General features: G+C 64.1%; 13 protein-coding genes and 2 tRNA genes. 6 read left to right on the top strand and 9 right to left on the bottom strand.

The features are described 5' to 3' along the window. Positions 1 to 237 precede the first annotated feature (237 nt). Both WEF05_10535 and WEF05_10530 read left to right on the top strand, forming a co-directional pair. Positions 238 to 2,034: a DNA methyltransferase gene (locus WEF05_10535; GenBank protein MEX1102317.1), complete on the top strand. Its 1,797-nt coding sequence runs from the start codon at positions 238 to 240 to the stop codon at positions 2,032 to 2,034. 125 nt (positions 2,035 to 2,159) lie between these two features. After that, entirely contained in the window at positions 2,160 to 4,622 is a 2,463-nt protein-coding gene (locus WEF05_10530; GenBank protein ID MEX1102316.1) for a DEAD/DEAH box helicase family protein, read from the top strand. Between the two features lie 57 nt (positions 4,623 to 4,679). Here WEF05_10530 and WEF05_10525 read toward each other — a convergent pair whose 3' ends face one another. From WEF05_10525 to WEF05_10515, 3 genes are all read right to left on the bottom strand, one after another. Continuing rightward, the gene (locus tag WEF05_10525) at positions 4,680 to 6,305 is read right to left on the bottom strand and encodes a hypothetical protein (GenBank protein ID MEX1102315.1); all 1,626 of its coding nucleotides are present in this window, start codon (positions 6,303 to 6,305) and stop codon (positions 4,680 to 4,682) included. Beyond that, positions 6,298 to 7,062: a hypothetical protein gene (locus WEF05_10520; GenBank protein ID MEX1102314.1), complete on the bottom strand. Its 765-nt coding sequence runs from the start codon at positions 7,060 to 7,062 to the stop codon at positions 6,298 to 6,300. The genes WEF05_10525 and WEF05_10520 overlap by 8 nt, the downstream gene beginning before the upstream one ends. 322 nt (positions 7,063 to 7,384) lie before the next feature. Then, positions 7,385 to 9,244, bottom strand: coding sequence for a phage/plasmid primase, P4 family (locus WEF05_10515; GenBank protein MEX1102313.1), 1,860 nt, complete (start codon positions 9,242 to 9,244; stop codon positions 7,385 to 7,387). Between the two features lie 1,066 nt (positions 9,245 to 10,310). Here WEF05_10515 and WEF05_10510 point away from each other — a divergent pair. Further along, complete coding sequence (locus WEF05_10510) at positions 10,311 to 10,964, top strand: hypothetical protein (GenBank protein MEX1102312.1); 654 nt, start codon at positions 10,311 to 10,313, stop codon at positions 10,962 to 10,964. Further along, the gene (locus WEF05_10505; protein ID MEX1102311.1) at positions 10,964 to 12,214 is read left to right on the top strand and encodes a tyrosine-type recombinase/integrase; all 1,251 of its coding nucleotides are present in this window, start codon (positions 10,964 to 10,966) and stop codon (positions 12,212 to 12,214) included. Before WEF05_10510 ends, WEF05_10505 begins: the two co-directional genes overlap by 1 nt. A gap of 24 nt (positions 12,215 to 12,238) precedes the next feature. Here the strand turns inward: WEF05_10505 and WEF05_10500 are convergent, their stop codons facing one another. The 5 genes from WEF05_10500 to WEF05_10480 all read right to left on the bottom strand — a co-directional run bounded on the left by WEF05_10500 (position 12,239) and on the right by WEF05_10480 (position 16,113). Beyond that, positions 12,239 to 13,189, bottom strand: a complete 951-nt coding sequence (locus WEF05_10500) for a hypothetical protein (GenBank protein MEX1102310.1) — start codon at positions 13,187 to 13,189, stop codon at positions 12,239 to 12,241. After that, a complete protein-coding gene (locus WEF05_10495; protein ID MEX1102309.1) occupies positions 13,173 to 14,288 on the bottom strand; it encodes a Shedu anti-phage system protein SduA domain-containing protein in 1,116 nt (371 codons plus the stop codon). The genes WEF05_10500 and WEF05_10495 overlap by 17 nt, the downstream gene beginning before the upstream one ends. A gap of 962 nt (positions 14,289 to 15,250) precedes the next feature. Continuing rightward, positions 15,251 to 15,324: transfer RNA gene (locus WEF05_10490), tRNA-Lys, on the bottom strand. A 50-nt stretch (positions 15,325 to 15,374) separates the two neighbouring features. Continuing rightward, positions 15,375 to 16,004, bottom strand: coding sequence for a dienelactone hydrolase family protein (locus WEF05_10485; protein ID MEX1102308.1), 630 nt, complete (start codon positions 16,002 to 16,004; stop codon positions 15,375 to 15,377). Positions 16,005 to 16,035: 31 nt separating this feature from the next. Then, a tRNA-His gene (locus WEF05_10480) sits at positions 16,036 to 16,113 on the bottom strand. 188 nt (positions 16,114 to 16,301) lie between these two features. Here WEF05_10480 and WEF05_10475 point away from each other — a divergent pair. Both WEF05_10475 and WEF05_10470 read left to right on the top strand, forming a co-directional pair. Continuing rightward, the gene (locus WEF05_10475; protein MEX1102307.1) at positions 16,302 to 17,678 is read left to right on the top strand and encodes an aspartate aminotransferase family protein; all 1,377 of its coding nucleotides are present in this window, start codon (positions 16,302 to 16,304) and stop codon (positions 17,676 to 17,678) included. 99 nt (positions 17,679 to 17,777) lie between these two features. Next, positions 17,778 to 19,151 (top strand): aspartate aminotransferase family protein, encoded by a 1,374-nt coding sequence (locus WEF05_10470; protein MEX1102306.1) that lies wholly within the window; start codon positions 17,778 to 17,780, stop codon positions 19,149 to 19,151. A gap of 1 nt (position 19,152) precedes the next feature. On the opposite strand, the gene WEF05_10465 is transcribed toward WEF05_10470, so the two are convergent. Then, entirely contained in the window at positions 19,153 to 20,598 is a 1,446-nt protein-coding gene (locus WEF05_10465; GenBank protein MEX1102305.1) for a PAS domain-containing protein, read from the bottom strand. Positions 20,599 to 20,600: the final 2 nt, after the last annotated feature.

Below are 20,600 nucleotides of genomic sequence, written 5' to 3'. Positions count from 1 at the left end.
CGGTGCGGCCTCGAGGCCGTTGGCTGCCACAGCACCGAGGGTGAGCGCGATCGCCACGGTGCCGAGGGGGCGTGAGTCGAAGCGGGTGAAGGCTAGGCGCTACCCAGTCGAGGGTCACATCGACGCGTTCGCAAGTATGCAATCCTGGCGGCCGAGGTTGAGGGGTAGGTCAGGCATGCCGGATCGCATCCAGCCTGGCACAAGGCCTGAGGCACGGTTGAGGAGAGGCGGCGGAAATTGGCAGAACTGGTGTGGGAGGGCAAATACGATGCTGGTGGACACCGAAGAGCGCCTCTGAAGGCCGCTCTCCCGTTCCAGACCGTCGAAACAGTGAACGAGTCGGCGCAGCAACGGCAGCACGCTCTCGATCTCTACTCCGCCAGCAAGGACCCAGAGTGGCGGAACCGCCTCATCTGGGGTGACAAGAAGTACGTGCTTCCCTCGTTGCTACCGGAGTTCGCAGGGCGCGTCGACCTTGTCTATATCGATCCGCCTTTCGCGAGCGGACAGGACTTCTCTCTTCCTGTTCGACTGAACGGAGATGATTTCGTTAAGGAGCCCTCTCTCATCGAGGTCAAGGCATACCGAGACACATGGGGGAAGGGGCTCGACAGCTACTTGATCTGGTTCGCTGATTCAGTCCAGTACTTGTACGAGCTGCTCTCTCACAACGGGTCCATCTACGTTCATCTGGATTGGCACGTCGGGCATTATGCGAAGGCCATTCTGGATGAGGTGTTTGGGCAGGACAACTTTCGGAACGAGATCGTCTGGCACTACTACAACAAGTTTCAAGGGAATGTGAATAGGTTCGCATCGAACCACGACGTGATCTTCTGGTACTCGAAGTCCGATGAGTACTCGTTCACGCCCCAGAAGGAAAAGCGTCCAGAGGGAAAGGTCAAGCAGCTTCGGAGAGAGTGGGACTCGAAGGAGGGAAAGCTCGTCAACACCAAGGATGAGCAAGGGCACGTCGTATATCAAGAGACCGACGAGCGGACGGCGGACGATGTGTGGCGCGTGCCCATGCTGCAACCAGCCGACCGGACCGAGAATCTTGGCTTCCCGACGCAGAAGCGCCGATCCATCGTGGAACGGATCATCCGAGCCTCGTCAAGAGAGGACGATTTGGTTCTCGATTGCTTTGTGGGCAGCGGGACTACTGCCGAAGCGGCCGAGTTGTTGGGGCGACGCTGGATAGCCTGCGACCTAAGCCGATTCTCTGTCCACACGACGAGGAAGCGATTACTACGCGTTGAAAATGTCACGCCGTTCGAAGTGCAGAACCTCGGAAAGTACGAACGTCAGCTCTGGCAGGAGTCGGAGTTCGGCTCGGATGCCGAGGCACGAACGGTCGCCTATAGGAAGCTCATACTGGATCTATACAAGGCGACGTCTTTGGAAGGCTCCGCATGGATTCACGGGGTGAAATCGGGTGCGATGGTTCATGTCGGCTCGGTTGACGCGCCCGTAACGATGAGCGACGTGACCAACATCATCGTTGAAGCGAGTAGGGCAGTCGGTCCAGCCAAAGGGAACCCCGCTGCAATCGATGTGTTGGGATGGGACTTCGCATTCGAGGTCCATGAGGTCGCCTCGCAAAAGGCGGCCGAAGCGAACATTTCGCTTCACTTCGTCAGGATCCCGCGGGAGGTTCTCGACAAGCGCGCGGTTGAGCAAGGTGATGTGCTCTTCTTTGAACTGGCCGCGTTGGCCGTTAATGCGAGTGTCAAGAAGCAGACGGTAACCTTGAAGCTCACCAACTTTGTCATACCGGTGGACGACGTGCCGGAGGACGTCCAAAACAGGATCAAGAAATGGTCCGAGTGGATCGACTACTGGGCCGTGGACTGGGACAACAAGGGCGACGCATTCCACAATGAGTGGCAGGCTTTCCGCTCCCGCCACAACGAGAAGCTAGATGTCCAGACTAGCCATGCGTATTCGGCTCCTGGCACCTATCGGATTGTCGTGAAGGTTATCGACATTCTCGGCAACGACACGACGAAGACGATCGTGATCGAGGTGAACTGACTCTGTCTACCGAAAGGAAGTCGCGGGGTCAGGAGAGCCTGCTCGAGGCCAAGGTTTCGACCGCGCCGTGTGTGCCAGCCATCAGATTGGCAGTCGAAGAGTGGCGATCTTCTGGCTACAAGGGAGTGACTGACACAACGCGGACGCTCCTCAATCACTGGTTCGGAACTGATCACCGACTCCAGTCCGGCTCAATGTTCCGATATCACCACTTTCAGCGCGAGGCAATCGAGACGCTCATATATCTCTACGAGGTCGTCAAGGTTCGTCGCCATAAGGAACTGCTCGAAACCTTCGTCACGGGCCAGCCGGACATCGCTCTCCTCAACCGTGACGACTTCGCTAGGTACAGCATCAAGATGGCGACCGGAAGTGGCAAGACGAAGGTGATGGCGCTCGCGGTCGCCTGGCACTACTTCAACGCCGTCGCGGAAGGAAGGGATGACTTTGCTAAGACGTTCCTAGTCATAGCGCCCAACGTGATCGTATTCGAGCGCCTCAGACTTGACTTCGAAGGCGGACGCGTCTTCCGAACGGACCCCATCATCCCGCCCCCGCTGTCGGTGTTCTGGGACATGAGCTTCTTCATGCGCGGGGATGCAGAAGGTCCTTCTTCGCAGGGCTCCATGTTCCTTACGAATATCGACCAACTGTATGGGGGGAGGGGCTCCAAGGAGGACACGAACGAGCCTGCCGATCTCACAGCTGTACTCGGCCCGAAGCCACCGACGCAACTCACGGATAGCGAGGACTTCTGTGGTCGCATCCTCGCCCGCGACGCGCCGTGCCTAGTCGTCAACGATGAGGCACACCACACCCACGACGAAGAGAACGAATGGAACAAGGTGATCCGGACCCTAAACGCCGACCTCGGTCCCGGCATCACTTCACAACTGGACTTCTCCGCGACACCGAGGTACGCGAAGGGCGGCCTGTTCACCTGGACGGTCTTCGACTACCCCCTGAAGCAGGCGATCCTGGACAGTGTTGTGAAGCGCCCCATGAAGGGCGTAGCGGCTGGAATGAAGGATCAGCCTTCAGATGTCGCAAGCGTGCGGTACAGGGCGTACTTGACCGCTGGCGTGGAACGGTGGCGCGAGTACCGCGACCAACTCAAGCAAGTCAAGAAGAAACCCATCATGTTCGTGATGATGAACACTACTGCGGACGCCGAGGACGTGGGCGAGTACCTGCGGACCAAGTACCCGGAAGAGTTCGGGGACGAGAAGCTGCTCATCATTCACACGAACAATCAGGGGCAAGTCTCGAAGAAGGACCTCGACCGAGCTAGGGCCGTCGCGCGGCAGGTTGACGAGGGGGAGAGTCCGGTCAACGCGATCGTTAGCGTCCTCATGCTCCGCGAGGGCTGGGATGTTCAGAGCGTCACCGTCGTGGTGGGGCTCAGGCCTTTCACAGCCTCGGCCAACATCCTTCCGGAGCAGGCCATCGGTCGTGGGCTGCGGCTGATGTTCAGAGGGGTTGCGTCCACCTACGTCGAGCGGGTCGATGTCATTGGCAACGGCCCTTTCCTGAAGTTCATCGACCAGCTTGAGAAGGACGAAGACATCGCGGTTCAGGAGTTCGATCTTAAGAAAGACAAGCTCGTCATCACGACCATCTTCCCCGCTGAAGAGAGGATGGAGCACGACATCGCCGTCCCAGTGCTGAGTCCGATTCTGTCTCGCAAGAAGACGCTGACTGAGGAAATCGCCGGTCTCGATGTCTCGCAGTTCCAGAGCCCTGTGTTTCCTGAGAGCGACGGTGATGCGGCTGCCCAGAGGTTCAAGTACGAGGGCTACGACATCATCAGCCTCCAGAAGCTCGTGGAACGCGACTACACGATTCCTCAGCCACAGACGGCAGAGGAAGTCATCAGCTACTACTCCAGGCGGATCGCGAATGACGTAAAGCTGCCTTCACAGTTCTCGGCGCTGGCACCAAAGGTACGCGAGTTCCTGGAGACGAAAGCCTTCGGTAACACAGTGGAGCTCGGCACCCCGGTGATGATCCGCGCCATCTCAACTCCCGTGGCCCAGTACGTAACCATCAAGGCGTTTTCTCAAGCCCTGCGCGGGTTGGTTATCGAAGAACTCGCTCCTGAGCTGCTAAGCGAAGGGAGGAAGCTATCCGAGACACCACCCTTCCCGTACTCGCGCCCGACCTTCGACGCCAAGAAGTGCGTGTTCAACCTGGTGCCTTGCGACAACCAGTTCGAGCGTGACTTCGCAGAGTTCCTGGAGAACGCGAAGGACGTTGTCTCCTTCGCAAAGCTTCCGAGCCAGTTTGGATTCTTCATCGAGTACACGGACTCGGTTGGCAACCTTCGCTTCTACGAACCGGACTTCGTTTGCCGAAAGCCTGGGGATCAGCATCTCCTAGTCGAGACCAAGGGCCGTGAGGATGTAGATGTTGCACACAAGGATCGAGCGGCGGCAATTTGGTGTGAGAACGCCACCCTGTTGACAGGAACGCCGTGGACTTACTTCAAGGTGCCACAGACGGAGTACAGGAAGCTGAGCGCAACGGATGTCGGTGAGCTTGAGTTGGTCTTCGCTCCGCAGGACTTGAGTGAAGGCGCCGGGGGATAATGACCCCTCCGATATGAAGAAGTGCGACGGTTGACGCGCGTAGGGATGGCGTCCGCCTCATTGGATGCGCCTTCCGATCGCATCACGAGTTGGATCGGTGGGCCAAGGACCGACACTGGCGACTCGCGGCAGCGAGTAGCGTCTGCGAGCTCCTACCCGTGTTGGTCGCGCCGAAGACGCGATGCGGAACTGTGGGCGCCGAGCCCCCTGGCCCCAGAAGGCCATCACGACCGCGTCGCCGTCGTCGGTGGACCTCCCGAGCCGTTTGCGAATCTCAGTCTTCGACTCGACTTGGATTTTGCCTGCGGATGTGACCCGCCAGCGGGGCGCGGAGAGGTCCCCGATGAGGCTGTCGTCGGGCGGAAGCGCTATCTCGCGATCACCTGTCGGGTCAAGCAGCTCTCGCAGGCGCCACCATGCGGCCGCGCGGAGGTTCACGAACCGGAGCTCGCCACTGTGGTCGCGCACGCTGGTACCGGCAGAGGCATTGAACGGATGGATCCGAGGCCGCAGCTTCGCGTTCTCTCGGAGACGATCGACAACGCCCGCGCCGATGCCGATCACGTCGATGACCGCTTGGCCCCCGTAGGCGTCTAGCACGCCCCGCACACGCCCCACAGTGTGCATCAGATCGGCACTTGACGATCGGCGCAGCTCGTCGATCGAGTCTCCCTGGCGCAGCGCCAACACGCTCCGATCGCCACCCCGACCGACATCGACTCCCACGACCACCTTGCCCGCCGGAGCGGACCGACAGCCGCTGTGTTCGCCCTCGTTCCAGCCGCAATCCGGGTGCGCCGTGGGCCACCGTTCAGTCGCTGCCTCCACCCACGCGAGGGGAATGATCGTGTCCTCCGCGCTCGAGGCGAACTCCCCGAGGACACGGTTCTGGAACACCGCAGATGTGGACCCCCACTGAACGCGGCGCTGTTCCGCCCAGCTGCGCGAGATACGACCTGCCTCGACCGCCTGATCGAGCTTGACGTGGTAGGCGCTCCAATCTTCAAGCCCCGGTTCGCGCCGGGAGATCGCGTAGAAGCGACCCGAGGGTTCACCGGGAGTCGATGTCACGAGGGCGAACGCCTGCGACTCCGTGTCGTCACCGGCTCCCGCGAACGCACCTTCGGTGGCGTCGTAGGTTGCCGCGGGGATCGCCTTGGCCTCGTCGAGGACGTAGAGCAGTTGTGTGGCGTGCGCACCTTCGATCGCAGCCGGATCGTCCGACGCCAGCGCGAACGCTTCACCGTGTCGGAGCCTCAATGTCAGGACGCCAAGCTCGTGACGAGTGAACGGGTCGCGTCCAATCTGCCGCCAGTTGAGCCGTCCTGCCCATCGATGTATCTCCGGCCAGGCGAACTTCTCGAGTTGCCGCCACACGCCCGCGGTTGTCGGACACTTCCAGTCCGTTCCAGCAGCGTCACGTGTTAGGGCAAACCAGAGCACCGCGATTGCCTCGGTCGCGGTCTTTCCCAACCCGTGCGGTCCCCGGACCGCGAGTCGGCGGTGTTTCACGAGCCTCGTCAGGATCTCGCCCTGGAAGTCGGCAAGCACGGTTCCATCGGGCCAGGAGATGCACTCGCGAGCGAAGGCGGCGGGGTCGGACCAGTAGCGGTCGGCGAACGGATCCGGCTGCGGCGAGATCAACCCGGCTGCGATCTCGAACGGGTGTGGTCTATCAGCCATCGGATCCGACCTTCACGTCCGTGCGTTCCTCGTAGGAGCGGGACACTTGCGACGAACGGTCGCCAGTGTTGTCTGCGGGTCGCCCGGGTGCGGTTGCCCCGTGCTCGCGCTGCCGCTCCTTCGCCCGCTCGCCTTCGGCCGAACCGGACGGACGGGGATGGCCCGAGGGAAGTGCCAGGAGGAGCTTTCCCCGCATGATCGCCGGGGCCTCCTCGCGTTCGATCTGTTCGAGGCGTTCTGGCGTGAAGGTGCCGGCGGCAAGGGACTCGCGGACCAGGACCAGGACTGCGGCCATCGACGCACGCAACACGTCGGCTACCAGTTCCCCCTGCCGCTCGGCGAGGCGCACACGGCGTTCGTCCAGGCCCAGGGCCGCGAGATCGCGCAGGAAGCGCTCGCTTCGATCGAGAGCCGCGAGGTAGAGATCCAACTCGGCCTGCACCTGCGGCGGTTGGCTCAGGCTGGCCAGGAGCCGCCCCTGGTCGCGGAGCTGGGAGAGAATGCGATCGGACGCGCCGAGCACGGCGTCGAGATCCTGCCTCGCCCGGGCATCGCGCATGACCGTCACTGCTGCAGCGTTGATCGTCTTCAGCTGGGCGAGGGTGTCGAGCCCCACGCGATCCTCCGCCGAGGAGGTGCGCTCGATGGCTGCCACCCGGTCGGCGAAGAACGACTTCAAGGCCAATGCCTCGCCGGCCAACGCCTGGAGCTCGATGATTGGATCGTCGACCGGCTGGACCTGCACATCGGCCAGCATCCGAGCCGCGTCTTGCCCGGCCAAGCGGCGACGCGCGGCCAGCCGGACTTGAGGAGCCTTGCCCCCGTGGGCAGCACAGACGGTCGTGCCAGCCATCGCATACGCCTTGCACGGGTCGCCTGAGCGGGAACTGTGGGCCCTGCACCGGGCGCTCATGCTGCGGCACCTGGGTCGTTGACCCGCCGTTGACACGGGGCAATTCCGACCCCCGCGACCTGCGGCGATGGAATGCCCGACGAATTCGTAGTTCGCTGCTCCGATGGGTCGCGGGGCAAGGTGGGGTGCCGAGGGGTCGCGGCCGGGCCCGGACGGGCCGCCGCGATCATGAGATTGGCTCCGCAATCCTGGTTCGACCGCCATCCGTGGCGTCGAATGAGAGCGGGCCAAGGTATCGCTCAAGGGTCTCGTAGGCTTCGGAATCATCGCCGGTGAGCCTCCACGGTGGGGTGACCTCGAGGGTCCCGGAGGGCCTCGAGTCGGGCTCTTGGTACTGGACGAGGTCCTGCTCACCAGGAACGACGACGTGTGGGTCGTTGGAGGCAGGGTCGACCCGGACCCGTGCCTCGTCGGACGGATACAGTGCGTCCGACCCCCGACCACCCCTGACCACCCCCTCTGAGCTTGGAGTTTGCATCGTCTCGATCGGGTCCGGACCCCTGACCGCGGTTCTATGCGGGACAACGGGCTCCCGCTGTTCATGGCCCTGGTCAGGGGTGGTCAGAGGTTCACTTCCTTGTTGTGCCCACTCTTCGTCTGGATCATCGGGACCACGGAGTCCGATCCCCGAGTACACGTGGACGCGGGAACTCGCCTCGCGTCTCCGGTGTGCCCGAATACCCGGGTATGCGGCGGCGAGGTCCCGGAAGAACACTGCCTTGGTCCCCGGTCGATCCCGCCCCTGATCCGCGCACCAGTCCTTCCAGGCCGACCACAGCGCGTCCTTCGTGACCTCTTGGGCCGAGTCGACCACGCAGCAATCCCGGACGAACGCACCGACCGGCGACGCTAGGTCTTCGAGGCGCTCGAGGGCCGACGCGGCCGAAGCAGGCTGCTCGAAGTAGCCGCGGCCCTGCAGTCGCTCAAGACCGTCGAGGGCCCAGTTGAGGATGCCCGGCGACTCGGCCAGGAGCCGGTCCGTCAACATCGGGTCCTCACAACCGAGAAACGACTTGGACATGGTCAGGATGACGAACCGGGAGGCGAGGGCACCGGAGGAGTCTGTGAACCTCGGGATCTCGTTCGTCATCACCAGGAACCTGCTCGGTAGTCGGCCTGTCCAAGGGTCGCGGTACTTGCGGTCGATAGTGATCGAGTCTTCGCCCGACACCGATAGGAGCCGCTCGACCGCAACCGACGCGTCGGCTCGCGTTCCGAGTCGCGCGTCGCTAACGAGGGCCAGGGGTCGTCCGATCAGCGGCTGGAGGCCGAAGTTCGTGGTCATGCCCGACAGGGTGGGAGCGGCGACGTTGTGCGAGCCCAGCAACCCGGTCAGTACGCGGCCGATCGTGCCCTTGCCGGAGCGCTTCGGCCCGACCACGAGAAAGATCTTCTGCAGCGCCGTTCCACCCCCGAGGATGTAGCCGACGATCTCCGCGAGCGTCTCGCGCGAATTCGGCTCATCGGGCCATAGCTCCTCAAGGAATGCGAGCCACCGGGACGGATTCGGCTCATTCGGTTTGTAGTCAAAGGGCAGCACGTAGGGTGAGAAGTAGTCAGGCGTATGCGGCAGGAGCTCGCGCGTCCCGACGCTCAGTAGCCCATTCGCCATCGGCACGACGTCGACGTCGGTGGTGCCGTCAAGCCATGCCGGCGGTGCAACGTGACCGTCGAGGTGACAGTGTGCCTTGATCGCCTCGATCAAGTCGCGAATCTTTCGCTGAGTGGGTTCGAATTCCACGAGCTCGGGCAGCTTCGAGGTGGTCTTCCAGTACTTCGCTGGAGCGAGCCACTGATACACGTCAGCCCGAAGGCGTGCTTCTTCGATTTCCGGCCAGCTCACCCCGTCGTAGCCGTGGAAGGTGTTCCGGTGGTGGCGGAGGAGCACCGTACCGTTCTTGGTGTAGTCGTTCTCAAGGAACATGCTGGCGACAGCCATCGGGTTGGACGGAGGCGGGACGACCAGCTCCTCCGCCACGGCCGCCGGAGAGTAGGCCTCGATCGCGATCTCGGATATGTCACGCATCGCGCACCGCCCTCTCCCGCGCTGAGGTCTCCTGTGCCCAGCGCACCCACGAGACGCTGAGACGGCGCAGTTCCTCGTCGGTTGCGATCCTTGCCGCGCACCTCGGGCAGGTAGAGAACCCCTCCGCGCGGATCGCTCGTTGCTTCCGTGCCCAAGGATCGCTAGGACCGCCAGCGGGCTCCGGATCCCCGAGCCCCAGGAACGCCCGCGACTCCTCCCATATCGCCTGGCGGCACCATTCACGCGTAGCTTCGTCGTCTTCATCCGCGAGCGCTGCGACAAGTTCGAGCAGAACCTGGCAGCGCTTCTTCAACGATGACGGTGCCGACACGATCCTGCGACTCGTCGTTCGGTATTCCGCGACTCGCTCCAGGATTGTTGTTCTCACCTGGCCGCCTCGCTATCTCTCTCGAGCGCGCGAATGAGAGCTGGCACCGATACCCTCCAGCGGCGACCAAGGCGAATTGCGCCGGGCAATTGTCCACTGCGCGCCAACCTGTAGCCGAGGCCGCGCGAAAGGTGCAGAAGGCCCGGCTCCACGGCCTGCTCGATGGAAATCGTTGCAAGACCGCTCTCGCGGAGTTCTGCGAGGTTCATGGCAGGCGCTCCCACCCGAGAACGCGCAACGCCGCCGCATAACGCTTCGCATTTGCCGGGCGTGGCATCGTTCGGCCTGTTTCCCAACGGCTGATCTGCGAGGCGTCGGTTCCGATGCTGCGTCCGAGCTCACCGAGCGACCTTCCGGCACGGACGCGAAGCGCGCGGGCGCCACCGCTTCGGATCAAGTCGTGGATTGCCTGCAATTCGGCAAGGTCGTCTATCGAAGTAACCATGCGGAGAGAGTGGATCCCTCGCCGGGGGCTTTCAACAGTAGAGGGCCGCGTTATGGTGTACCTTACACCATAGTACCTACTCAGAGGCTTGTAGCGTGGTCTAATCTTGCGCCGCCCTTGCATAGTGAATGGTGAAACACTACGGTCATGGGGTGACGGATCTCGGGGAGGTGCCAATCGAGTGGGAGGACCGTCGAGGCCGAAAATGGCTTGTCGCAGTTCGCCTCGGACTTGTGCGAGGCGCGGTTGTCGCGATTGGCTTCGATGTGCGGGGCTACCTTCGCGGGTCCTTCGATGTCGGGTTCCGCAACTTTCCGGGTCCGGACGACGTCCAGCGAGGCGTCACCGCATCGGTGATCAAAGAGGTGCCCGCTGGCAAGTTGATCGAGGAGGCAAAGCGTCTTGTCGCGGATGAGGTCGATCTCGCCCTAAGAATGTGGCGGCGCGAGCAGGTCCGGCGAAATCTGGACATCCCCGAACGTGAGGACGTCGGTGACTTCTTTGTCGACTACGCCAGTCGGGGACAGGCGTTCAAGGACGCTGGGATCGACAGATTGATCGAACCCGTCGTCTCTGAGCCTCGACGTGGTCGGCCCCCCATCTACTCGATGGAGCACTATGAAGCGATCGCGAAGGCGTGGAGGTTCGCTCACAACAGCGGGTTGTCCACGAGCAAGCACATCGCAGAGCTGTTCGGTCTTTCGACTCAGCAGGCCACTGAACACGTGCGCCGTGCACGCCGCAAGGGACTGCTCGAGGAGGTGGGGGAGGATCCGTGGCAGGACCCGCGCCGCGATGAGCGTGGTCGTCGATACCCACTGACATTCCGAGGGACCGTGGCGGGGAAGCGCGACGCTGCGCAACCTGAAGAAGGAGAGGAGCCGTAGTGAAGAACTTCATCCGGCATCGCTCGACTTGGGAGTACTACCTGGATCTCGGCGATCAGCTCGCCCAGCGCTGCAACGAGTGCGCCCGGCGGACATGGGTGGAGCGTCGCCCGGCTGAACTCTGCCCTCGGTGCGGGGGAACGCTCACAGAGCCGCGGCCCGAACGGCGCCAGCGGTGGCAGGCGGGGTTCGCGTTGAAGAAGGATGCGGAGGCGGCACGCGAGGCGGAGCTCCGCAGGCTCGACCAGGGTGGGGATCCGATCCCGAGCGACGAGACGATCAGTGACTACCTACGTCGGTGGCTCGCGGATCGGATCGCGCGAAAGGAACTTCGGCCGCGGACCGCCCAACGGTACGAACAGCTCATCGCGAACGACATCGTGCCAGCGATCGGGGGTGTGCGGCTGGTGAAGGTCCGAGCCGCCGAGATCAACAGCGTCATGGACGCAATGGCTGCACGCGGGCTCTCAGCGTCGAGTCAGAAGCAGGCTCGCGCGCTCATGGGTCGAGCGCTACAGGACGCGGCCGGAGCCGGGCTCATCAGCATCAACGTGGCGCGCGTCTCGCGATCTCCCGTTGGCTCGCGCCGCAAGGTGACACCCCCGACGGCCGAACAGGTGCGTACTCTTCTCCAGCGCGCCGAGGGAACCCCGTGGGTCGCACCGTTGACGATCGCGGCGTTCACGGGTGCACGTCGCGGTGAGGTGCTGGGCCTGGCATGGTCGGACTTCGATCTCCCGTCCGAGGGACGTGGATCTCTGGCGATCTCGCGAGCGCTGCAGCGTCCTGCATCGGGTCAACCGCTCGAGCTCGTCGAGCCGAAAACCGAGAACGCCCACCGCCGACTCTCGATCCCGCCGGCGCTGGTTGCGTTCCTGCGTCGTCACCGGGCCGAGCAGCGCCGCCGTTTGCTCCTCATCGGGAGTGACCGCGAATGGGCCACAGCCGATCTGGTGTGCGATCGGGGTGACGGGGGACCGCTCGATCCCGACGGGTTCACCCACGCCTTCAAGCGGATCGCCAAGAACGCCGGACTGCCCAGCAGCCTGAGTCTCCACGGACTCCGACACGCGGCCGCGACTCAGCTCCTCGAGGCGGGTGTCGAGGTGAAGGTTGCGAGCGCGATGTTGGGACACTCAAGTTCGAGCTTCACGGCGGACCAGTATCAACACGTGCTGCAGAAGATGACCGAAGCGGGAGCCGACGCTCTCGGCGCGGCGTACGGAGGGAATGGGAGTGGCCATCCGTGACAGGGGTTTCGGGCCGCTATCGGCTTAGTAGTCCACGTCAGCCCACCGCGCTTCCCACGCATTGAGCTGGTCGAGGTTGGGGTCGGGGAGTTCCCAGTTTGAAGGCACTTCTGCGCCATCGATCTGCTGTGGGCCGTCCAGGTGCAGTCCGCAGACCCTGCACTGGAGCCTCTGGGGGTAGAAGAAGAGCGCTTTCAAGTCCGCGTGGACCACGAACTGACCGTCGTCTACTTCCTCGTCGAATTCATAGTCAGGCTCGATATGACCTTCAGCGAGGGCGTCACTACCGCAGGCTGGACACTCATAGAGCTGCCGCTCGAGTCTGTCGAGGTCATACCCTGACACGGTGATCGTGACCACTTCTTCCTTCCATGAAGGGTCGGAGCCTTTGAACCGACGAGTGAACGCAGCCCTGCTGTCGCTCAATAGCCGCTCGACCTGCTCCCTGTTGGATTCCACCGCCTCCGAAAGCGTCGCCGTAACGAATGGATGGGAGTCTCCCCAATAGTCGGCCTTGTTTCCCTGAGCCAGCTCAGCGAGAAGGATGTCCGTGGCCTGGAGGTAGGGAAGGAGCACCTCTGACGATGATTCAGCAGACCGACCTAGGTGCACTAGCCCGTTGCGGACCTCCCGGAGTGTGCTCAGCTCCCGGTCCATTCGCATCAGCGCCGGTGCGAATAGGGAGCACCTCTGCAAGGCGGTCTCCATGCCTACTGTTCTCATTCTTGACGGAGGGCGCTTTGCCGCCTGCGGCAAGCCCACAACATGCAAGAGGGCGTCGAAGTCCTTGTCGATGAGCAAGCTAGGGTGCTGGGATGCTAGGAACGCTTTGGCGAGTTGCTCGAGAGCTGTGGCGGCGTGCAGGAGGAAGACGCTGTCTTGATCGTCTTCGTAGGCTGTTATCGAAGTCCGGGCGAACGTTCTCGACGTGGTGTATAGCTCGTCCGTCAGCTTCCCTCTATCCCCTCGACTCATCGGTCCTTCCTCCATCAGACGAGGGCAAGTCATGAATCAGATGCGGGTTGGCCCCAGGCGGTCCTACGTAGCTCAAGGCCCCCCTGAGGCTCTCGATCAGCCAGTCGTATGTGTGAATTGTCACGCGGCTCTCCTCAGCCTGTTGACGCCGGAGGGAGCGAGCGTCAGTCCCTAGCCTGTGTCTTCGGCCGACGAGCAACAGTCCGTCAGCCTGCGGCCTCATGTCGAACAGACCCAACCCATCCTCCGAGCGCGGTCGCTTAGCTTGGTCGAGATTGTTCTGCAACCATTCCCGCCATTCGCGGATCTGACCTAGCCCGTCTCTCGCGTGTTTGTCGAGGCGTCTGCTCTTCGCCAACGTGGTGTCGCTTTTCGGTGTTTCGAGCTCCAGCAGAATCCATCTGATACCAGAGGAATCAACATTCGCAAGGAAGAAGTCGCCCACATAATCTCTGCCGAGCCTCACCTGCGGAACTACGAAGCGATCGGGTCCACGCATCAACATTCCCAGCACGTGGGGATGGGCCCCGAGGTAGGCCTGGATTGGCCCCTCGTCGGTAGCAGCATCGACAACGCGCTCGAGTTCGTCGATCTCGACGGCGGTTGGCGTGTCCGGGCACGCGAAGTTCTGGAGCTGACGAAGCATCTCCAGAGAGGGGGCACGTCGGCGTGCTCGGGCGGCCGCATTGTTCCGGGCTTGTTGACGATAGGCGGCTGCGTGGTCGGACTGGTCGTTGGGACGTGCCAACACAGTTAGGGTGTCTGGCCACGCCTGCCGATGACCTCTCAAGTACACAGTCCCGTCCCTTCCTATCGAAGAAACTTCCTCAGCAGACATCGGGTCGTTCTCCACAGCCACGATGTCGCCACTTTTCAACTTCAGGGCGCGGAGTGATGCGCGTCGTTGTTTCGCGCGAAGTGCTTGAACCCAAGCCCTTACTTCGCCGCGCGTTGAGCAGCTGGGAACGGGGACACCCAGCGAGTTGGCTAGCGCGGCAAGGTAGGCGAGTTCGCCGTCCGAAGGCTCGTACTCGCGGGTAAGCTCAAGGTCGATTCTAAGTGCGGCGCGAAGTCGCGCGGCGGCGACAGGCTGCGGCAAACGAGCCGGAATCGTGACCCCCGCGGCCCGAGCAATCCGCTGCTGCTGTTGGGTGGGGCCGGACAGGATCGCTCGCAGGTGGGCTACCGGATCCCGCCAGTCGCTGTGAGACACGAGACGGATCTTATCCGCAGGGGTCTTGGACTAGCGCGCGGCGTTTTCCGCAGCATTGCTTGCTCGGACGGCTGAGAGATGACTAACGAGACTCCTCGGTGTACACGCCGAAGGCCCCGGTCGATGGCTCCTTCGGTCGGCTGTTCCTCGGATCCTGCCGGCGCGAATCGCGAACCGATGCCGCCGGATCGGTGCCGGGGCCACGTCTCCCACCGACCACCATTCGACGCGGTAGCTCCCACTCGGCAAGGGCCGGGGAGCTCCGAGGAATGACTTTGGAAACAGAGTGGCGAAGTGCCCGGCCTCGGGCCGATCCTTCCAACGCTGCACGAGGATCAGGTCGGAGCTCGTGCGATCACCATTCGGATCTGTGACCTGGCACTGGACTGTTCCGATGTCAACAGCGAGCGTTCGATGCTGGAGCCAGAGCGATGTCGTGTCGGGCGGCAGCTCCTTGAGCCGGACGTGCCCGACCCTCCATCCCCGCGGTCGCCAGGCCCGCAAGTCGCTCAGGATCTCCCAAGCCACCCGGATCCCAAGGACTGCGAAGATCAACAGCCCGACGCTGAGCATCGTAAAGGTACCCATCCACCACCAGCGCTGGACATGCTCCACGGCGAAAGCTAGGACGGGCAGGATCGCCAGCGCGGCAGTGGTGAGGACGACCGCGAAGGGAACGAGGATCGCGGGTCGGTTCTTCGTCGTTCACACCTCTCGAGCGGCCGGCGTTGATCATCGCATCGCCCCCCGACACACTCTCAGCTTCTTCCCGTTGACACGTCGTTGACAACTGGGCGGTTTTCGGGAATGGGTAGGAGGCGGGGCCGGTGAAGTTGCAGGTCACTCGGTGGGCCCCCGGGGATTCGAACCCCGAACCTGCGGATTAAGAGTCCGTTGCTCTGCCAGATTGAGCTAGAGGCCCGGCAGGATGCTACCAAGGGCGCCGGGACGACCCGCAGCGTTGAAGCTCGTTCAGCCCCCGCCCGACGTCGCGTGGCGGCGAAGGAACGAGACGACGCTCTCGAACATGCGCTCGGCCGCCTCCGCGTCGTACTGAGGAACGTCCTGGTTCGCGAACGAATGGACGGTTCCCGGGTAGGTGGTCACGGTCGCCTCGATCTCGCGGGCGCTCAGGGAGGCCGCGAACCGCTCGGCGGCGTCGGGGGGGTCGAAATCGTCCTCGGCGGCCATGTGGAGCGCGACCGGGTTCGAGATCGCGTCGCGACTGGACTCGCCGGGAACCGCATACACGGCGGCGACCGGACCGGCGAGCCCCGCTGCGGCCGCGTGGAAGGCCATCCAGCCGCCCGCCGAGAAGCCGAAGGTCGTGGGCAGCGGGCCGGCGTCGGTCAGACGCTCGCTGGCTTGCTTCACCACCGCCAGAGCCGGCGGCTGTTCGAAGCGGTCGATCAAGACCTCGGCCTCGGCCGGGTCCGTGGTCGTCTGACCCTCGTAGATGTCGGGAAGCGCCGTACGGAAGCCGGCATCGCCGAGTCGCTCGGCGTAGGAGACGATCCCGGGCAGCAGACCGAACCAGTCGTGGATCACGATGACCCCGGGCCCGGTGTCGGGGCCGAAGAACCTCACTGGCTCGTTCGTCAACGTGTCGCCTCCGTGGGATGGCGTTGCGGTGTGGGGTGACCGAGGGGATTTGAACCCCCAACCCCCAGGATCACAACCTGGTGCTCTAACCTGATTGAGCTACGGCCACCACGTGCGAGGTCGATTGTACCGCCGTGGACCCGGGCGCCAGACTCCCCTTCGCGCCACGGAACCGAACCGCGTTCAGCCGGGGAGAGACCTCCGACCAGAGGTCGGGCTTGCATCTCTGGGGTACCATGGGCGGGTCGACTGAACGGCCGTTCAACCCCGGTCGTTCCTGGTAGGGAGGCGAAAGGCATGGCAGTGAGGGAGACCGTCGAGATCGATCTCCAGAAGGTGGACCACCTGATCGCGGCGGAGGAGGCCACCCTCGAGCCGAAGCACCGGCGTTCGATCGAGTACAAGGAGATCGCCGCCGAGACCGTGACCGGGGGGGTCGCCTCGAGCTGGCAGGACTCGCCTCCGCACACGATCTTCGCCGACCACGCCAAGGGCTCCCGACTCTGGGACATCGACGGCAACGAGTACATCGACTTCCACCTGGGCTACGGGGCGATGGTCGCCGGCCACGCGCACCCGAAGATCGTCGCCGCGATCCAGCGGCAGGCCGAGCGCGGCACCCACTTCGCGCAGCCGACCCAGGACCTGCACGAGATCGGGGAGAACCTGCGCGATCGGTTCAAGCTCCCGCTGTGGCGCTTCTGCAACTCGGGCACCGAGGCGACGCTCGAAGCCGCGCGGCTGATGCGCGCGACCACCGGCCGGGACCTGATCCTCAAGATCGAGGGTACCTATCACGGGCACCACGACTCCTTGATGTTCTCGGTGATCCCCGACCCCGAGCTGATCGGCCCGCGTGAGCATCCGGTCACGCTCGCCCAGGTCCCGGGGATCCCGCAGGCATTCGCCGATCTCGTGCGCGTCGTTCCCTTCAACGATCTCGCCGAGGTCGAGCGCGCGCTGAACGAGAACGAGGGCAAGGTCGCCGGGATGATCGTCGAGCCCGCGATGATGAACTGCGGCGTGATCCTGCCCGATGACGGCTACCTCGCCGGGGTGCGGGACCTGCTTCACAAGCACGGCGCGTACCTCGCGTTCGACGAGGTGAAGACCGGTGCGACGATCTCTTACGGGGGAGCGGTCGAGGCCTTCGGTGTGGTTCCCGACATCATCTGTCTCGCGAAGGCGATCGGCGGCGGGATCCCGTGCGGCGCGATCGGCGCGACGCAGGAGCTGTACCAGATGGTCCTCGACGACGAGATGGACATGGCCGGGACCTTCAACGGGAACCCGCTCACGATGGCGGCCTCGAAGGCGACCCTCACCGAGGTGCTCACCAAGCAGTCCTACGATCACCTGAACACCCTCGACCGGGCGATGAAGGAAGGCACGGGGGCCGCGATCGAGTCCTACAAGCTGCCTGCCTACGTGACGGGTATCGGCGCGAAGGGCTCGGTGATCTACTCCCCGACACCGGTCCGCGAGTACCGCGACGCGATCGGGATCGACGAGCGGATCACCTACCTGGCCTGGCTCGTCCAGCAGAACCGCGGCATCTTCAAGTCGCCGTGGTCCAAGCAGGAGACCTGGACGCTCTCGGTGCAGCACACGATCGAGGACGTGCAGCGGTACGTGGCGAACTTCGAGGAGCTCGCCGCGATGCTCGCGAGCTGACGGTCCGGCGCCTGCCCGAACGGGCGTCCGCGGGTACGCTGGACGGGTGCTTGTGCCGACACGCCCGGGCCGCCCACATCGACGAGGAGCCGATACCCCTTGGCAACGACCGAAACCGTGCAGATCGACCTCGATCTCGTCGAGGAGCTCACGAAAGAGGAAACAGCCGCGCTGGACGCGAAGCACGCGCGCAGCCTGAGCTATCGCGGCGAGGCGGCGGCGCACCTGCCCGGCGGGGTGTCGTCGAGCTGGCAGTCGTGGCCGCCGCACCCGATCTACGTCACCCACGGCATGGGTTCGAAGGTCTGGGACATCGACGGGAACGAGTACGTCGACTACCACAACGGCTACGGCGCGATGGTGATGGGCCACGCGCACCCGAAGATCGTCGAAGCGGTGCAGAAGCGCGTCGAGCTCGGGACGCACTTCGCCCAGCCGACCGAGGACGCGCTGATCGTCGCCGAGAACCTCGTCGAACGGACCGGCTTGGAGTTCTGGCGGTTCGGCAACTCGGGCACCGAGGCGACGCTGGACGCCGTGCGCATCATGCGCGCAAGCACCGGCCGCGACCTGATCGTGAAGGTCGAGGGCACCTATCACGGGCACCACGACTCCCTGATGGTGTCGGTGTTCCCCGCCCCGGAGGACGCCGGCCCCGTCCAGCATCCCGTGTCCGTCCCGCAGTCCAAGGGGATCCCGCAGGCGTTCATCGACTTGGTGATCAACGTTCCGTTCAACGACGCCGAGGCGCTCGAGAAGGCGTTCGCCGAACATCCCGGACAGATCGCGGGCATGATCGTCGAGCCGGTGATGACCAACTGCGGCGTGGTGCTCCCGGACGAGGGCTACCTGCAGCGCCTGAAGGACATCTGTCGCGCGAACGGCGCGATGCTCGCCTACGACGAGGTGAAGACCGGCTTCACGACCGCGTGGGGCGGTGCGGTCGAGGCGTTCGGTGTGCAGCCCGACCTCCTGGCCTACGCGAAGTCGCTCGGTGCCGGGGTGCCGTGCGGAGCGATCGGCGGGACGCGCGAGGCGATGCGGATGGTGATCGACGGTGACCTCGATCAGGTCGGCACGTTCAACGGGAACCCGCTCACGATGGCCGCGGCGAAGGTGAACCTGACCGAGGTGCTCACGAAGGACGCCTACACGCGCCTCGACGAGATCAACGCGATCCTCGACGGTTGCAACGGCGTGATCGAGCGCCACCGCCTGCCGGCGAGCATGAAGATGCTGTCGGCCAAGGGCTCGATCGACTGGCGAAGCGAACCGATCCACTCGTACCGCGACCTGTGGGAGATCGACGATCGGATCCCGCAGCTCGCGTGGCTCTGGCAGCTGAACCGGGGAGTGTTCAAGAGCCCGGGTTCGAAGTGGGAGAGCTGGACGACCTCGATCGTGATGAGCGACGAGGACGCCCGGCTCTACGTCGACAACTTCGAGAGCCTCGCCCAGGCGATCACGCGCTAGGTCAGGTCGCGGGGAGCCAGAACTCGACGGAGGTTCCCTCGCCAGGTCCGCTTTCCACCCGGATCCAGCCCTTGGCCATCTCGGCCCGCTCACGCATCGTGGCGATCCCCAGGTGCGCGGCGTCGGCGGCGAGCGCCCCGGCCGCGTCGACAGTGAACCCCGATCCGTCGTCGATCACCCGGCCGCGGACCCCGCCCTCGTGATCGTCGAGCTCGACGGCGATCCTCGTGGCCCCCGCGTGGCGCCGGGCGTTGGAGAGCGCCTCCTGCACGATCCGGTAGGCGATCGTGCGTGTGGCCATCGGCGGGTCGATCGTCAGCAGGCTCTCGACCGTCACCCGTGGGTCGCCTTCCCGGGCGGTCGTGTCGGCGTACTGGCGCAGCGCGCTCGCGAGACCGTCGCGTTCCAGCGCCGGAGGACGCAGCTCGAACAGCAGGCCGCGCATGCGCGTGATCGCCTCGTTGACCGAGCTCTCGAGCTGGTCCAGCACCGCCCCGGTTCCCTCGCCGCGAACATGGGATCGCAGCGTGAACAGCCGGAGCCCGACCGCGGTCATCTTCTGGATCGGCTCGTCGTGGATCGATGAGGCGATCCGCGCCCGCTCTTCCTCCTGGGCGGTGACGAGGCGTCCCAACAGCTCGGCACGCTCACGCTCGGCGACGTGGCGCTCGGTCACGTCGATCACGAGCCCCTGCCGGAACAGCGGCACGCCGTCCTCGACGATCTGGTGGGACTCGTCGCGGACCCACACGACCGTCCCGTCGGGACGCACCGTCCGGTACTCCATCAAGAACGCCTCGCCCGAGACCCCCGCGTCGTGGTCGGCCTCCATGTACCGGGCCCGATCGTCCGGGTGCACGATGTCGTGCCACATGTCCGCGGTGCGGACGAACGCGGCGTCGGGGTACCCGGTGATCTCCTCGATCTGCGGGCTCATGTAGATTAGGCGACTCGTCTCGAGCTCCTCGATGTACACGCACCCGGGGATCCGCTCGACCAGTGCCCGGTACTGCGCCTCGGTTCGCCGGAGCGTGTCCTCCACGAGCTTGCGGTCGGTGATGTCGACCATCGACCCACGCCAGAAGATAGGGGTGTCGCCGTCGCGGACGATCACGGCCTCGTCGTGGATCCAGCGCGTGCGACCGTCCCTCGTCAGGATGCGGTAGTCGGTCGAGAAGTAGCCGGTCGTCTCCGACTCGTCGTTCTCCCGCAGGACGCGTTCGAGATCGTCCGGGTGGATCATCTTCTCCCATAGATCCGGGTCGTCGAGCCAGTCCTGCTCGGAGAAGCCGAGCAGCTCCTCCGTCTGGGGGCTCACGTACAGGGAGGTGCTCGCGCCGTCGAGGTCGTCGATGTAGGTGATGACCGGGGCGAGGTCGATCGCAGGTCGGAACGAATCACGCACGGCTTCGGCCAGGTTGTCGTGCCGGTCGCTGGTTTCCTGCATCC

It is taken from the genome of Actinomycetota bacterium (assembly GCA_040881665.1).
GTDB lineage: Bacteria > Actinomycetota > UBA4738 > UBA4738 > HRBIN12 > JBBDWR01.
Note: the sequence above shows the minus strand (reverse complement) of the source record. Positions and strands in the feature narration are given on the sequence as shown.